12 protein-coding genes are annotated in these 16,084 nt (G+C 46.2%); 1 reads left to right on the top strand and 11 read right to left on the bottom strand.

What is annotated here, in order from left to right; translation table 11 throughout:
- Position 1: 1 nt before the first annotated feature.
- The 11 genes from C2759_RS09435 to C2759_RS09485 form a co-directional block, all read right to left on the bottom strand.
- Positions 2–1,318, bottom strand: coding sequence for a glycerate kinase (locus C2759_RS09435; protein ID WP_215354988.1), 1,317 nt, complete (start codon positions 1,316–1,318; stop codon positions 2–4).
- A gap of 9 nt (positions 1,319–1,327) precedes the next feature.
- Complete coding sequence (locus tag C2759_RS09440) at positions 1,328–3,151, bottom strand: ABC transporter ATP-binding protein/permease (protein WP_215354989.1); 1,824 nt, start codon at positions 3,149–3,151, stop codon at positions 1,328–1,330.
- A 9-nt stretch (positions 3,152–3,160) separates the two neighbouring features.
- The gene (nudB, locus tag C2759_RS09445) at positions 3,161–3,619 is read right to left on the bottom strand and encodes a dihydroneopterin triphosphate diphosphatase (protein ID WP_371816905.1); all 459 of its coding nucleotides are present in this window, start codon (positions 3,617–3,619) and stop codon (positions 3,161–3,163) included.
- 22 nt (positions 3,620–3,641) lie between these two features.
- Positions 3,642–5,441, bottom strand: coding sequence for an aspartate--tRNA ligase (gene aspS, locus C2759_RS09450; RefSeq protein ID WP_215354991.1), 1,800 nt, complete (start codon positions 5,439–5,441; stop codon positions 3,642–3,644).
- Between the two features lie 16 nt (positions 5,442–5,457).
- A complete protein-coding gene (locus C2759_RS09455; protein ID WP_215354993.1) occupies positions 5,458–6,111 on the bottom strand; it encodes a DUF502 domain-containing protein in 654 nt (217 codons plus the stop codon).
- 64 nt (positions 6,112–6,175) lie between these two features.
- Positions 6,176–7,762, bottom strand: a complete 1,587-nt coding sequence (ubiB, locus tag C2759_RS09460) for a ubiquinone biosynthesis regulatory protein kinase UbiB (protein ID WP_215354995.1) — start codon at positions 7,760–7,762, stop codon at positions 6,176–6,178.
- A 6-nt stretch (positions 7,763–7,768) separates the two neighbouring features.
- A complete protein-coding gene (locus C2759_RS09465; RefSeq protein ID WP_215354997.1) occupies positions 7,769–8,386 on the bottom strand; it encodes an SCP2 domain-containing protein in 618 nt (205 codons plus the stop codon).
- A gap of 52 nt (positions 8,387–8,438) precedes the next feature.
- A complete protein-coding gene (locus tag C2759_RS09470; protein ID WP_215354998.1) occupies positions 8,439–9,350 on the bottom strand; it encodes a Tim44 domain-containing protein in 912 nt (303 codons plus the stop codon).
- Positions 9,351–9,406: 56 nt separating this feature from the next.
- The gene (gene ubiE / locus C2759_RS09475) at positions 9,407–10,150 is read right to left on the bottom strand and encodes a bifunctional demethylmenaquinone methyltransferase/2-methoxy-6-polyprenyl-1,4-benzoquinol methylase UbiE (RefSeq protein WP_215355001.1); all 744 of its coding nucleotides are present in this window, start codon (positions 10,148–10,150) and stop codon (positions 9,407–9,409) included.
- Positions 10,151–10,178: 28 nt separating this feature from the next.
- Positions 10,179–10,568 carry a gamma-butyrobetaine hydroxylase-like domain-containing protein gene (locus C2759_RS09480; RefSeq protein WP_215355003.1) on the bottom strand — a complete coding sequence of 130 codons (390 nt, stop codon included), beginning with the start codon at positions 10,566–10,568 and terminating at the stop codon, positions 10,179–10,181.
- On the bottom strand, positions 10,568–14,407 hold the full coding sequence (locus tag C2759_RS09485) for an FAD/FMN-binding oxidoreductase (RefSeq protein WP_215355005.1): 3,840 nt from the start codon (positions 14,405–14,407) through the stop codon (positions 10,568–10,570). Before C2759_RS09485 ends, C2759_RS09480 begins: the two co-directional genes overlap by 1 nt.
- Before the next feature lie 135 nt (positions 14,408–14,542).
- Here C2759_RS09485 and ilvA point away from each other — a divergent pair, with 135 nt between their 5' ends.
- Entirely contained in the window at positions 14,543–16,063 is a 1,521-nt protein-coding gene (gene ilvA / locus C2759_RS09490) for a threonine ammonia-lyase, biosynthetic (RefSeq protein WP_215355007.1), read from the top strand.
- Positions 16,064–16,084 lie beyond the last annotated feature (21 nt).

Genomic DNA, 16,084 nt, shown 5'->3' on the forward strand with positions numbered 1-16,084 from the left:
ATTATTTACCAAGCAAGATGATTCGGAAATCGTTCACGTTTGTCAGTGTGGGGCCAGTTTCCACCAAAGCATCTAATTGCGCAAAAAAACCATAGCAATCGTGCTGATTTAAGAACTGTGAAGGGATTAAGTCTTGCTGATTGGCGGCCTGTCGGATCTCAGGAGTGAACCACGCACCAGCATTCTTTTCACTACCATCGATACCATCAGTATCTGCAGCTAAAGCAGCAATATTCGGAAGATCAATTGATGCCGCGAAGAATGAAAGCAGGTATTCACTACAGCGACCGCCACGGCCTTTAATTCCATTAGGAATGGTCACAGTGCACTCACCACCCGAGATAAGAGCCATTGGCTTATTCATCTTCAAGTGCTGACGCGCTAGAGAAGCTTGCGCCATTCCTACAACTTGAGCCTCACCCGTAATTGTGTCACCCAAAATCACTGGCTCATAACCCTGTGTGCGAACGTAGACTGCTGCAGCCTCAAGACTCTTATAGGCCGTGGCAATCACATGATTACTGATCACCGTATTTTGTATGTCCGCTTCTTTTAAAGTCTCCGGAACTTCACCAGCAATACCACGCTGTAAATGGGACAAAACTGACTCTGGAATAGAGTCAGAACTTAAGTGGTGTTTAGCCAAGATATCCAGAGCATCCTGGTAGGTTGAATAATCTGGAGCACAAGGGCCGCTGGCAATGTCTGCAGGAGAATCTCCCGTCACATCCGAAATCAGCAATGCTTCAACTCGAGCACCACGTGCAATAGCTAATCTTGCTAAATTACCGCCCTGAATCGCTGACAAATGTTTACGAACGACATTCATCTCTTCAATTGGCGCACCAGAACGCAATAGCGCTTCGGTAGTCTTGCGCATATCTTCAATAGTAATGCCAGCTTGGGGCAAAGTAAGCAAACTTGAACCGCCACCAGAGATTAAGGCAATCAAAATGTCACCGGCTTGCAATTCACCAACCAAGCGATAGATTTCTTTAGCGCCATCCATACCCGCTTGATCAGGTACAGGATGACCCGCTTCAATAATTTGGATATGACCAGTAGGAGAGCTGTGCCCATAGCGGGTCAACACCACTCCCTCAATAGTTGCATTAGGCCAACAACTCTTCGCGTACGACTCTAGGGCAGTTGCCATTGACGCACTGGCTTTACCTGCACCTACTACTAAACATCTTCCCTTGGGCTCCGAACCTTGAGGAAAGATCTTGCTGAGGTATTCCGGAACGATTTTGCTTGGGTCAGCAACCGCTAAAGCTGCGGCAAAGGCATTTTTGAGAATGTTTTCTTGCTGGCTCATGCAGATATTCTAATCAAGAACAATGCGCTCTTGCATTTGCCACATTTCATCATAACGGCCACCAGCAGCCAATAGCTCTGTATGTGTTCCCCGCTCGACTATCTGACCATGTTCCATTACCAAAATTTGATCCGCATGAATAATGGTGGAAAGCCTATGGGCAATAATCAAAGTTGTACGGTTTTTAGCTAAACCAAGCAACTCCTCCTGAAACGCCCGCTCCGTTTTAGAGTCCAGCGCCGATGTTGCTTCATCAAAAATTAACATTGCTGGCTTTTTGAGTAGGGTACGCGCAATCGCAACACGCTGTTTCTCACCACCGGATAATTTGAGACCACGCTCGCCTACTTGGGTATCGTAGCCCTCTGGTAGATGCTTGATGAAACGATCGATCTGTGCCGCCCTGGCAGCCTCGTGAACCTCTTCAATTGATGCATTGGGATTGCCATAAGCAATGTTGTAGCCAATGGTGTCATTAAACAAAACAGTGTCTTGAGGAACGATACCAATCGCTTTGCGTAAACTCGATTGAGTAACATCCACAATATTTTGATTATCAATGAGGATTTTGCCGGACTGGACATCGTAAAAACGAAATAGTAGGCGGGCTAAGGTACTCTTACCAGCACCGCTTTGACCCACAACTGCAGTAATGGTTCCCGCTGGTATGTTGAAACTAACATTCTTCAAAATCTCACGATTTGCCTCATAATGAAACGAGACATTTTCAAAACGAACATCTGGGCCACAGCCTTGATTGCTAACGTGCAAAGGCTGCGCATTGGGTACATCCGCAATTTCTTTCTCCGTATTGAGAAGCGAGAACATGCGATCCATATCTGTGAGTGCCTGCTTAATCTCACGATAGATCACGCCTAAGAAATTTAGCGGGATATACAACTGAATCATCAAGGTATTAACCAATACCAAATCACCCAAGGTCATAGATCCATCGATCACGCCCTGCGTTGCTCGCCACAAAATGAGGACTAATCCAACGGCAATAATTGCTTGCTGCCCAAGATTGAGTACGGCTAAAGATTTTTGGGACTTCACTGCAGCCGTTTGGTAACGGATCAGATTTTGATCGTAACGACTAGCCTCAAAGGCTTCATTACCAAAATACTTAACGGTCTCAAAATTCAATAATGAATCAATTGCCTTCTGATTCGCCTTGGAATCCATGTCATTCATAGTGCGGCGGAAATGTGTTCGCCATTCTGTCACCACTACCGTAAAGGCAATATAGAGCACCAATGCAACCAGGGTAATAATGGCAAACCACATATCGTATGCGTAAGCCAGGTAGCCAAGTACCAAACAGAACTCAATCAGGGTTGGTAGGATGCTATACAGGGAATAAGAAATCAGCGACTGAATACCGCGAGTACCACGCTCAATATCTCGACTGACTCCCCCGGTTTGACGAGCCAGATGAAAGCTAAGAGCCAAAGAATGTAAATGCTCGAAAACCTGCAAAGCCACTTTACGCACTGCATTTTGAGTAACGCGAGCAAAGAGGGATTCTCGTAGCTCGGTAAATAAAGAAGCAGACACCCGCAAGAGACCATAGGCTATGATCAATCCGGCTGGTACTACTAATAAAGCTTGAGGAGAGTTAGCTTTGATATTGAGCTCATCAATCAATTGCTTCATCAAAATCGGAATGCCAAGATTAGTCACCTTAGCAGCCACTAAGCATGTCAAAGCAATCGCAACCCTAAACTTATATTCCAATAGATAGGGGAGTAAATCGCAAATAACTTTCCAGTCGCTACCCTTTGCCGGCTTTGAGTCTGCTACTGAATGATGATGCCCTGATGAATGTCTCATCGCTCTATCTTAGTCAGTTACGCTCTGACGCGCAGAAAATAACTTGCGAATTGCTGCGCCATTACTGGGAGAGAAACATTTATTTGCCGCTTCAGAGTGAGGCAACCATTGATAGGCAATGTGCTCTCTTGGCGCCAATCTGACTGAAACTGCATTTGGGACTAGTAATGAGAACCAATGCTCAGCATTTTTGGTCACTCCAGGAGCGTAGCGATGACGCCATTGCGGATAAATCTCATACTCAATCTGATGATGCATATCCTGTAAGGAGGCTGCTGGAAGAGATTGGACATCAATGCTGGTCTCTTCAAGGACTTCGCGCGCGGCGGCGGCACTAAGATCCTCACCAAGGAAATCAATGCTACCAGTAACAGATTGCCAAAAATTGGCTTTATCGGCTCGCTCGATTAGCAAGACCTCCCCATTCGATTTGTAAATGACAACTAAAACCGAAATGGGGATTTTCAAGATGATCTAAATACTGTCTTACTTAAGCAGCAGGTGCAGCTTGACGCAAGCGGATATGAAGCTCTTTTAACTGACGCTCATCTACTGGGCTAGGAGCCTGAGTAAGCAAGCACTGTGCACGTTGTGTTTTCGGGAAGGCGATTACATCACGGATTGATTCAGCACCAGTCATCATCGTGACGATACGATCCAAACCAAATGCAATACCACCATGTGGAGGCGCGCCGTACTGCAAAGCATCCAACAAGAATCCAAACTTCGCCTGAGCCTCTTCGGCACCAATCTTCAGAGCACGGAATACCTGGCTTTGCACTGCTTCTTGATGGATGCGGACTGATCCACCACCAATCTCGCTACCGTTCAGAACCATGTCATAGGCCTTGGCTAAGCACTTTCCAGGACTTGATTCGAGATACTGCATGTGCTCATCTTTGGGGCTAGTAAATGGATGGTGACATGCAACCCAACGGGCATTGTCTTCATCATATTCAAACATTGGGAAATCCACCACCCATAATGGCTTCCAACCTTCGGTAGATAAGCCATGCTCTTTACCCCAAGCAGAGTGACCAATCTTCAGACGCAAACCACCAATAGCATCGTTCACTACTTTTTCTTTATCAGCACCGAAGAAAATAATGTCGCCATCTTTAGCACCAGTACGCTTCAAGATGCCTTCGATAGCTGCATCATGCAAGTTCTTAACGATTGGTGATTGCAAGCCATTGCGGCCCTCTGCAACTGAATTGACTTTAATCCAAGCCAAACCTTTGGCGCCATAGATCGCCACAAATTGAGTGTAGTCATCAATTTCACTACGACTAATCTCAGCACCGCCAGGTACGCACAAACCAACTACACGTCCACCCTCTTGATTTGCTGCACCAGAAAATACTTTGAAATCGACATCTTTCATTAAATCAGTCAATTCGGTAAATTCAAAATTCACACGCAGATCTGGCTTATCTGAACCAAAGCGCGCCATACCCTCAGAGTAAGGCATGGTCGGAAATGGATTAGGCAACTCCACGTTCATGGTGATTTTGAAAATATGACGAATCATATTTTCAAATAACTCACGGATTTCTAGCTCATCCAAGAAAGCAGTTTCACAGTCGATCTGAGTAAATTCAGGCTGACGATCAGCACGCAAATCTTCGTCACGGAAGCACTTAGTAATTTGGTAGTAACGATCAAAACCAGCCACCATCAACAACTGTTTAAATAGCTGAGGAGACTGTGGCAAAGCAAAGAACTGACCATCATGAACACGTGAAGGTACCAAGTAGTCACGCGCACCTTCAGGGGTGCTCTTCGTTAACATCGGTGTTTCGATATCGATAAAACCTGCAGCATCCAGGTAGCGGCGGCATTCCATGGCCACGTTGTAACGTAAACGCAAATTCTTTTGCATTTGCGGGCGACGCAAGTCCAAAACACGGTGAGTTAAGCGAGTAGTCTCAGATAAATTCTCGTCTTCTAATTGGAATGGAGGAGTAATGGACGCATTCAAAATCACCAGGCTACGACAAAGCACTTCAATCTTGCCGCTAACTAAATCATTGTTCTCAGTTCCGGCAGGACGTGCTCGTACCAAACCTTTGACCTGAATACAAAATTCATTACGAACTTGCTCAGCCAATACAAACATTTCAGGACGATCTGGGTCGCAAACAACTTGGACAAAACCTTGGTGATCACGAAGATCAATAAAAATCACACCACCGTGGTCACGGCGACGATTAACCCAACCAGAGAGAGTAATCTCTTGACCAATGAGTGATTCAGTTACCTGACCGCAGGTATGGCTTCGCATCGACATAACAATTTCCTATAAATCAAAGATGATGGTTTGACTTGGCAGCAGTCAAACCAGTTGAACTAGTGGGGGGAACGGATCCCATTGAAACAATATGTTTGAGCGCCTCTTCGACACTCATCGCTAATTCAATGGTGTGCGCACGTGGGACGATCATAAAAAATCCAGAGGTTGGATTTGGAGTGGTTGGCAGGAAAACATTAACGTAGTCCTCACCCAACTTAGCAGCGACTTCTTTTGCTGGCATACCAGTCTGAAATGCGATCGCCCAAGAATCTGCATGCGGATAGCGAATTAATAATGCCTTGCTAAATGCTTGGCCACTGCCAGAAAATAAAGTAGAAGATACTTGTTGAACACTAGAATAAATCGATCGCACAATCGGAATGCGATTCACCAAACGATCCCATACCTTCATCCACCACTGCCCCGCAAAATTGATTGCAAGTAATCCAGTAATCATGATGACTGAAACAACAATCAGAACGCCCACACCCGGTAATTCACGAAAATGTTGTAAATCACCGGAAAACTGATTAGGGAACACAGTAATAATGGCATGCATTACAGAACCAAAAACACCGTCGAGCAAGCCCAATCCCCATCCAATCACCCAAATAGTGATTGACATCGGTGCCCATACCAGAATGCCTGCGATAAAGTATTTTTTCATTTGCCCACGCTTCCACTTTGCCTAACCTGGCATTTTAGCGGTTTAAGCGGCAGCCGGCGACAGTCTAGTAAAGACCAAGGCCGATTATCAGAATCCCAGCCAAAAAGCCGCTTGCAAAGAGCAGGGCACCCACCAAAAGGCGATGAGTCCGTCTTTCCTGCATTAAAAGGCCTTTTAAGACCTCTAATTCAGCATTTTGATCTCTTTGCGGACCACGACCTTGCGCCAAGCTCTCCGCAATCAGTCGGGGCAAGGTTGGCAGTATCTTTGCCCAAGTAGGCGCTTCACTCTTAAGCCCTTCAACCAAACCACGCCAACCCAGCTGCTGACTGATCCATTTTTCCAGAATCGGCTTTGCAGTCTGCCAAAGATCGAGGTCAGGGTCTAATTCACGTGCCAAACCTTCTACATTTAACAAGGTCTTTGATAGCAAAGACAGTTGTGGCTGTACTTCGACCTTAAAACGACGAGATGTTTGGAACAAACGAACCAGAACGATGCCTAAAGAAATATCTTTTAAAGGTCGATCAAAGTAGGGCTCGCAAACGGAGCGTACCGCACCCTCCAACTCTTCCACACGGGTATCTGCAGGCACCCAACCAGATTCAACATGCAATTCTGCTACACGCCGGTAATCTCGGTTAAAGAAAGCTAAGAAGTTGAGTGCTAAGTAATTTTTATCGGTTTCACTTAATGCACCAACAATTCCGAAATCCAGGGAAATAAATCGCCCAAAACTATCTGGCTCTAGGCTGATCATGATATTTCCAGGGTGCATATCTGCATGGAAAAAACCATGTTCGAATACTTGAGTAAAAAATATCTCCACACCCTCTGCTGCTAATTTTTTGAAATCCACTCCAGCGGCACGTAATTCATCAAAACGACCGATAGATATACCGTTCATTTTTTCCATGACAATGACATTGGTGCGACACAAATCCCAATACATTTCTGGAATCATGAGTTTGTCTGAATCCACAAAATACCGTCTTAGCTGACTGGCATTAGCAGCCTCACGCATGAGATCGAGCTCATCATGCAGGTGTCTATCAAACTCAGCAACGTTTTCAGTCGGCTTTAAACGACGACCATCAGAGGATAATTTTTCTATAATTCTTGCCAGGTCATACATTAAAGCAATATCGCTATCAATGACCGGGAGGATGCCTGGACGAAGTACCTTGATCGCAACCTCTCGCCCATCCCACTCTGGATGCCTCTCAGTGGCACGTAAAGTTCCAAAATGTACCTGAGCAACAGAAGCACTAGCTACCGGCGTTGCATCAAAACTGATAAAGATTTCTTCAATCGGTAAACCAAGCGCCTTCTCAATTAAGAGTCGTGATTCTGCATTGGAAAATGGTGGTACTTGATCTTGTAACTTCGCTAATTCATTAGCAATATCTTCTGACAACAAATCACGTCGAGTAGAAAGCACTTGTCCAAACTTGACGAAGATCGGACCGAGCGCCTCTAAGGTCAAACGAATACGCTCACCTCTGGGTAGCGATTGCCCTGGTGATACCCAGCAAAGAATAGTTAAGAAGCCGCGAGTAATCCCAGGCTTCAGAATATCGCGTAGAAGCGGCAGTAAGCCGTAACGCCATGCAGTAAAGAAAATAAAATAGAGGCGGGCTAAACGACGCACAGCGAATTAACCTTTTCGCTCTAAAAGTTGGATACGCTTGTCTAAACGATCAACCGCATCACGTAATACACTTAATTCATTCTTACGAATTAAAAAATCTCGCTTATTCAAAAGTACTTTTCTTTCTTCACTGACATACTCAATTACATTGTCTAGTAGATCGGTAGCTGCAGATTTCCCGGCTGAAATCAATTTCTTACCTTGACGTACAGCAAAGTTTGCAGGCGCATCACCAATGAAGCGAGCCAAGTCCTCCTCATACTCCCACCGAATTTGTCCTGCTAAGCGACCCAATAACTGCGCCAAGTCAGCATCACCAGTAATCTTCACTGACTTCATTGCTTGTTCACGCAAGTTGCCTGGGCCGCCAGCTAAGGCACTCAATGCCTCAGGGGAAACCTCCAACTCTAATGACGGAGCATCCGCATGAGTCAAGGCCAGCAGGGAGCCCTCGGGCGCTATCTCAAAAAAGAACTGCCCAATGGGCAAACTGAGCAAAATGACTTTGCCAGCATGGCGTGCCAACTCCGCCATAGCCCATGGCTCAGCCTTGAGGACATGATTTATTCCTCGGCAAGCGGCAGACGCTGCAATATGGTGAGTGGTGGGGGATACGGTGTTCATCAGTGTAAAAAACCCGCACAAGTGCGGGCTTTCAGTGGAAAGTACTGCAAGCTTAAACTAACTGGGAGATACCCGCTAGTACCCAGCCTCCAGGACCGCTTACTGGCTTGCTGAGATTCCAAATTTCAGAGAAATTATTTGCTTGTGCACCTACTTGTTCGCGAATCATGCCCGTGAACTGAACGCTACAGTAGTACTTATTGTCAGCTGTCTCAATACCGAGTAACTGTGCATTGAGTGTCACTACATCAGTTTGATTCGCACTGTCAGCACGTCCGGCCAGATCTTGCTCAATCGTAGCAAACATCTCTGGAGTAGCGTACTCACGTAATGCAACTAAATCACCCTGATCCCACGCCTTTTGCAGACCTGAGAAAAACTGTTTAGCGTTATCCAAAAATGCGTACTCATCAAACCCTGGTGGAAGCGTTGATTGAAATGGTGCAGGCTCAGCAGCAACGCCACTGAATGCACTAGCAGCTGGTGTAAACGCAGGCTCTTGTCTTGGTGCCTGGTCTAGATTGCTACGCTGCATACCTTGCGAAGTCATTTGAGGACTTTTGTTAGCGCCAGATAAAGCAGGCATCATTTTTCTCATGATGAACATGATGGCAAAGCCTGCTAGCGCTGCAATCAGCAATCCGGTGATCAATGAAGATGCACCCTCACCTAAACCTAAATGAGATAAAAGGAAGCCAATACCAAGACCTGCGGCTAAGCCACCCAAGATGCCACCCATACCACCGAAGCGACTTGGTGCTGGTGCTTGAGGAGCAGCAGCTGGTGCTGCTGGCTGTGCTTGTTGAGTTGGCTTTTGTGCAGGACTAGCTTGTTTTTGCATTGGTGCACTTGGTGCCTTACCAACACTTTTACCGCCGCCTAAACGGGCAGCATTAGCATGACCAACAGTAGCAAATATTAAGCTCAGGCTTAACAGAACTGCTTTGAAAAAATGCTTATTCATATTTTGATCCCCTATAGAACTACTTTAATTCTTGACCGGCAAAAACTACAAAATCACTAGTATTTAATACCAATATGGAGCGCAACGATACCCCCAGTCATTCTATGGGTATCTACCTCGTCAAAACCCACTCCCAGCATGACGTCTTTAAGGGCCTCGGCATCCGGATGCATCCGAATAGATTCGGCCAAATAGCGATAGCTCTCAGAATCTTGGGCAATCTTTTCACCTAGCCAAGGCAACACCTTAAATGAGTAGGTGTCATAAATCGGCCCTAAAAAGGCATCCGGTTTGGAGAACTCCAGCACCAATACTCGACCACCGGGCTTAATTACTCTGAGCATCTCTGCCAAAGCAAGGTCTTTATGAGTCATGTTTCGCAAGCCAAACGCCACCGTCACCACGTCAAAGTGATTCGCTGGGAAAGGAATTTTCTCCGCATCGAACTGAACGCAGGGCAAAGCTAACCCCTGATCGAGCAGGCGATCACGGCCAACCCCCAACATAGAGGCATTGATGTCGCTTAACCATACTTGAGCTTCAGAGTGATGGCCCCAGTCTGCTGCACGTGCAAAGGCAGCAGCTAAGTCACCTGTACCACCGGCGATATCTAATACTTTTTGACCGGAGCGCACTTGAGCACGAGCAATCGTGACTTTTTTCCACAAGCGATGCAGCCCAAATGACATCAAATCATTCATGACGTCATATTTACTCGCTACAGAATGAAATACTTCGGCTACCTTACCTGCTTTTTCAGCTTCATCAACGCTTTGGTATCCAAAATGGGTCTTACTCATATTCTTCTTTACTTAACTGAAACGGCGGTTAATGGCTGCCACAAGATTTACCGCCAGCAACAATCATTGGCGCATCACGATCTAGGCCAGCAGCAGCTAGTTTATCCAAGTGCTCTTTCCAAAGCGCTTCTTGGTTCTCGCATAAAAATTGCAGATAGTCCCAAGAATACAAACCAGAATCATGTCCATCAGAAAAGGAAGGCTTAAGAGCGTAGTGACCTACTGGCTCAATATTTGCTATCAGCACTTCACGCTTACCTGTTTGCAAAGTCTCCTGCCCAGGACCATGACCTTGGACTTCAGCAGAAGGAGACACAACCCTTAGAAATTCAAAAGGTAGGCGAAAGGTATTGCCATTCTCATAAGAGAGCTCTAGCACTTTTGACTGCTGATGCACTACAACATTAGTTGGAATCATTAAACCAATACCCTCTCAATACCACCTTGATTTGCCTTTGCAACGTAATCTTGCATCCAATCAGGACCTAATAACTTTTGCGCCATTTCAACCACGATGTAGTCGGCAGTAGTATCACTATCCGCATCAAAGCGGGTGAGGCCTTGCAGACAAGATGGGCAGCTAGTGAGCACTTTGACCTCACCAGTGAAATCATCTTTGCGCAATTCGTCAGCAGCCTTCTCCATCTCAATTTGCTTACGGAAACGTACCTGAGTTGAAATATCAGGACGTGTCACCGCAAGAGTGCCAGACTCACCACAGCATCGATCATTTTTCTGAATCGCTTTGCCATCTTCTGACTGAATCAGCTCATTTACCGTCTTGAGGGGGTCTTGTAACTTCATTGGTGAGTGACATGGATCGTGATACATATACTTCACACCAGTCACATTCGAAAGCTTGACACCCTTCTCCAGCAAGTATTCATGAATATCAATAATGCGACAGCCGGGGAAAATCTGTTCGAACTGATAACCTGCCAACTGGTCATAACAAGTGCCACACGAAACCACAACCGTCTTGATATCTAAGTAATTTAGAGTATTGGCTACACGATGAAAGAGAACGCGATTATCCGTAATCATCTTTTCTGCTTTATCGAAGTCACCATTGCCACGCTGAGGATAACCACAGCAGAGGTAGCCCGGGGGCAATACTGTTTGTACGCCCACATTCCACAACATCGCTTGTGTAGCTAAACCGACCTGTGAGAACAGGCGCTCAGAACCACAACCCGGGAAATAGAACACTGCTTCAGTATCTGCGGACGTTGTTTTTGGATCCCGAATAATCGGCACATAATTTGCATCTTCAATATCCAAGAGTGCACGAGCGGTTTTCTTCGGCAGATTGCCAGGCATCTTCTTATTTACAAAGAAAATAACCTGCTCTTTAAGATTCGGCTTGCTTACTGTGGCAGGTGGGTGCGCAGTTTGTTTGCGGGCGAACTTACGGAACACATCATTGCCCAAACGCTGAAGCTTATAACCCCAACCAATCATGGTCTTGCGAAGCAAGTTAATAGTATCGGGATCGGTAGCATTTAAGAACATCATCGATGCCGCTGTTCCCGGATTAAAGCGTTGCTGCCCCATCTTGCGCAACAAGTTACGCATGTTCATCGAGACCTCACCAAAATCAATATTGACGGGGCAAGGTGTCAAACACTTATGGCATACAGTGCAATGTGCAGCTACGTCATCAAACATTTCCCAATGACGAATCGATACGCCACGACGCGTTTGCTCTTCGTACAAGAAGGCTTCGATTAACGAAGAGGTTGCCAAAATTTTGTCACGCGGGCTGTACAGTAAATTGGCACGCGGTACATGCGTAGAGCAGACTGGCTTGCACTTACCGCAACGCAAGCAATCTTTCACGCTATCAGCAATCGCACCAATATCACTTTGCTGCATGATGATGGATTCATGGCCCATCAAACCAAAGCTTGGGGTGTAGGCAACGCTGAGATCCGCATGCGGCATTAACTTACCCTTGTTAAAGCGACCTTCAGGATCTACACGCATTTTGTAGGCGCGGAAATCTTTCAACTCAGCTTCAGTCAGGTACTCAAGCTTAGTAATACCAATACCATGCTCACCAGAAATCACACCATCTAATGAGCGAGCCAATTTCATAATCCGATCGACAGCGCGATGAGCATCTTGCAGCATCTCGTAGTCATCCGAATTTACTGGTATGTTGGTATGTACATTACCATCGCCAGCGTGCATATGTAGCGCTATAAATACACGCTTACGTAAAATATTTTTGTGAATAGATTCCAGTTGATTGAGGATAGGCTCAAATGCAAGGCCACCAAAAATGATTCTGAGTTCAGAGCGCACTTCTGTCTTCCATGACGCGCGCAAGCTGAAATTTTGGAGATCCGGGAAATAGGTATCCATCTGCGTCAACCAATCTGACCAGCGCACTCGAACCTTATCAATTAGCTCAAGAGCTTGCTGCACGCGATCACCCAAAATTTCAGCGCTAGGGATTTCATAGCCCTCATCGTTCTTGCCAAGTGGCAGAGCACTCTTTCTCAGGAAATCTTTAAGGCCATCTAAAACTTGTAATTTATTTTTGAGTGAGAGCTCAATATTGATACGCTCGATACCGTTGGTGTACTCGCCCATGCGTGGCAATGGAATCACAACATCTTCATTAATCTTAAAAGCATTAGTGTGACGAGCAATCGCTGCAGTACGCGCACGATCTAACCAAAACTTTTTACGCGACTCAGCGCTAACCGCCACAAAACCTTCACCCACACGATTGTTGGCCATACGCACAACTTCGCTAGTTGCAGCCGCTACAGCCTCTTCATCGTCACCTGCAATATCACCAATCAATACCATCTTAGGCATTGCATTGCGCTTAGATTTGGTGGAATAACCAACTGCTCTCAAATACCGATCATCCAAGTGCTCTAGGCCAGCTAAGATTGGTCCACCATTCTTGCTCAAGCCATCGAGATATGCTTTGATTTCTACAATGCTTGGAATAGCTTCTTGCGCTTGACCGAAAAACTCTAAGCAAACAGTCCGCATGAATTTAGGCATGCGATGCAAAATCCAAGTAGCGCTCGTAATTAAGCCGTCACAACCTTCTTTTTGAACGCCAGGTAAGCCTGATAAAAACTTATCAGTCACATCCTTACCTAAGCCCTCTTTACGAAAGCGCTTACCTTCTACTTCTATAGTTTCTGTTTTGAGAACGCGTTTGCCTGGCTCTCTCGCACCATCAGACCAAGTCAGCTGAAACCGAACTTTTTCTGCTACGTGAATTTTTCCTAAATTGTGATCAAGGCGTTCAACATCAAGCCAATTACCTTCTGGATCCACCATGCGCCAGCTGGCTAGGTTATCTAATGCAGTACCCCATAAGACCGCCTTCTTGCCGCCAGCATTCATGGCAATGTTGCCGCCAATGCAACTGGCATCAGCAGAAGTAGGGTCGACCGCAAACACCAGTCCAGTTCGCTCCGCAGCATCTGCAACTCTGCGAGTAACTACACCAGCACCAGTAAAAATGGTTGAAACTTCATGGTCAACACCTGGCAAACGCTTTGATTTGACGGCATCAATCTGCTCAAGCTTTTCAGTGTTAATCACTGCCGACATGGCGTAGAGAGGAATGGCACCGCCGGTATAACCAGTGCCACCTCCACGCGGAATAATGGTTAAACCCAAGGCAATACACGCCTTCACCAGGCCAGGGATCTCAGACTCGTAATCAGGCTTAAGAACAACTAATGGAAACTCAACACGCCAATCAGTCGCATCGGTCACATGCGCTGCACGTGAGACACCATCAAAACAAATGTTATCTGCGGCAGTGATGCGGCCAAGTTCTTTTCGAGCACGCTTACGAATCTCCGTCACTTCTTTAAAGCCCTGCTCAAAACTCTCAACCGCGCGATGTGCAGCTTTCAATAAAACCTGAACTTGCTCAACCGATTCACCGCTAGATCTTTTCTTGACTTCACCAAGGCGATGCCATAATGCGTCAATTAATAGCTGACGGCGATTGGGACTATCTAGAAGGTCGTCTTGTAAGAAGGGGTTGCGTTGAACCACCCAGATATCGCCCAACACCTCGAACAACATACGAGCTGAGCGTCCAGTACGGCGAATCCCACGCAAATCATTTAGAACACGCCATGACTCCTCGCCCAGCAAGCGGATAACGATTTCACGATCGGAAAAGGAGGTGTAGTTATAAGGGATTTCGCGGAGGCGGGGTGAGCCCGCTTCGGCATCCAACAACTGGTTCAAAGCTAATGGGGCGTTCATAGCGTCATATTTGGTAAATATGCATTTTAATTGAGGGAAGTTGATATTGGCAGGAAACCAATAAAGATGTTGGCTTGAGGCGATAAACCCCTTCAAATCTAAGGGCTTAGAGCCCGTTCATGGTACGCTCATCGCATGGCAACGAACTATTTAAAGAAAATTTTATCGGCCCGAGTCTACGATGTAGCCAGGGAAACAGAGCTCCAAGTAGCCCCCGAACTCACAAAGCGCTTAGGTAATCAAGTATTGCTCAAAAGAGAAGATAACCAACCGGTTTTCTCATTCAAATTACGTGGCGCCTATAACAAAATGGCCCATTTAGCCCCAGAAGCCCTAAAAAGGGGGGTAATCGCGGCTTCAGCAGGCAATCATGCCCAAGGCGTCGCCCTAGCAGCAGCCAAAATGAAGTGCAAAGCAGTCATCGTGATGCCCCTCACCACCCCCAGCCTCAAAATCGATGCCGTGAAGGCACGCGGCGGCTCTTGGGTAGAAGTGATTTTGCATGGTGAATCCTATAGCGATGCCTTTAAATACTCTGAGCTTTTAGAGAAAAAACGGGGGCTTACCTTTGTTCACCCCTTTGATGACCCCGATGTGATTGCAGGACAAGGCACGATTGCTCTAGAGATCTTTCAGCAATACCAAGAGCCGATTGATGCTATTTTTGTGGCCATTGGTGGTGGTGGCTTAATTGCCGGCATTGGAGAATATGTCAAAGCAGTTAGCCCCAAGACCAAAGTGATTGGCGTACAGTCGGTTGATTCGGATGCGATGAGAAGGTCACTTGAAGCTAATAAACGCATCGAGATGAAAGATGTAGGTCTTTTCTCCGACGGTACGGCAGTGAAGTTAGTTGGCAAGGAAACGTTCCGTATTTGCAAACGCGTAGTTGATGACATCATCACCGTGGATACCGATGAAATCTGCGCTGCCATCAATGATGTCTTTACAGATACCCGCAGCATTCTAGAGCCCGCTGGCGCTTTAGCTATTGCCGGTATGAAAAAGTATGTAGACAAGCATCGCCTCAAGAAGAAAACATTGGTAGCGATTGCTTGTGGCGCGAATATGAATTTCAGTCGCCTGCGCTTTGTCGCAGAACGTGCCGACGTTGGTGAATTCCGCGAAGCTGTTTTTGCTGTGACCATTCCTGAGGAACGGGGCTCATTCAGGCGCTTCTGTGAATTACTCGGCAATCGCAATGTCACCGAATTTAACTATCGCATTGCTGATCAAAGTAAAGCTCATATTTTTGTAGGCATCGGAACCCAAAAGGCAAGTGATAGCAGCACAATCGCAAAGCATTTTCGTAAAGCAAAGTTTGCAACGATCGATCTGACTCATGATGAGCTTGCGAAATCTCATTTACGCCACATGGTCGGCGGCCACTCAGCTCTCGCCCAAGATGAATTACTGTACCGCTTTGAATTTCCAGAGCGACCAGGGGCTCTGATGAAATTCCTCACGAGTATGGCGCCGAACTGGAATATCAGTCTTTTCCATTACCGCAATCACGGTGCAGACTATGGACGTATCTTAGTAGGCATTCAGGTTCCTAAAAATGAACAGAAGAAGTTCCAAAACTTCTTAGCGTCACTTGGCTATCCACATTGGAATGAAACTGATAACCCGGCTTATCGCCTTTTTCTCAAATAAGAGTTAATCCATAAGATCGAA

Origin of the sequence: Polynucleobacter sp. MG-Unter2-18, assembly GCF_018687675.1 — a bacterium.
Lineage (GTDB): Bacteria > Pseudomonadota > Gammaproteobacteria > Burkholderiales > Burkholderiaceae > Polynucleobacter.

Bases quoted from the DNA above. Each gene is read 5' to 3' on its own strand.
- C2759_RS09435 (WP_215354988.1), bottom strand. From the start codon at position 1,318: ATGAGCCAGCAAGAAAACATTCTCAAAAATGCCTTTGCCGCAGCTTTA.
- C2759_RS09440 (WP_215354989.1), bottom strand. From the start codon at position 3,151: ATGAGACATTCATCAGGGCATCATCATTCAGTAGCAGACTCAAAGCCG.
- aspS (WP_215354991.1), bottom strand. From the start codon at position 5,441: ATGTCGATGCGAAGCCATACCTGCGGTCAGGTAACTGAATCACTCATT.
- C2759_RS09455 (WP_215354993.1), bottom strand. From the start codon at position 6,111: ATGAAAAAATACTTTATCGCAGGCATTCTGGTATGGGCACCGATGTCA.
- C2759_RS09465 (WP_215354997.1), bottom strand. From the start codon at position 8,386: ATGAACACCGTATCCCCCACCACTCACCATATTGCAGCGTCTGCCGCT.
- C2759_RS09470 (WP_215354998.1), bottom strand. From the start codon at position 9,350: ATGAATAAGCATTTTTTCAAAGCAGTTCTGTTAAGCCTGAGCTTAATA.
- ubiE (WP_215355001.1), bottom strand. From the start codon at position 10,150: ATGAGTAAGACCCATTTTGGATACCAAAGCGTTGATGAAGCTGAAAAA.
- C2759_RS09480 (WP_215355003.1), bottom strand. From the start codon at position 10,568: ATGATTCCAACTAATGTTGTAGTGCATCAGCAGTCAAAAGTGCTAGAG.
- C2759_RS09485 (WP_215355005.1), bottom strand. From the start codon at position 14,407: ATGAACGCCCCATTAGCTTTGAACCAGTTGTTGGATGCCGAAGCGGGC.
- ilvA (WP_215355007.1), top strand. From the start codon at position 14,543: ATGGCAACGAACTATTTAAAGAAAATTTTATCGGCCCGAGTCTACGAT.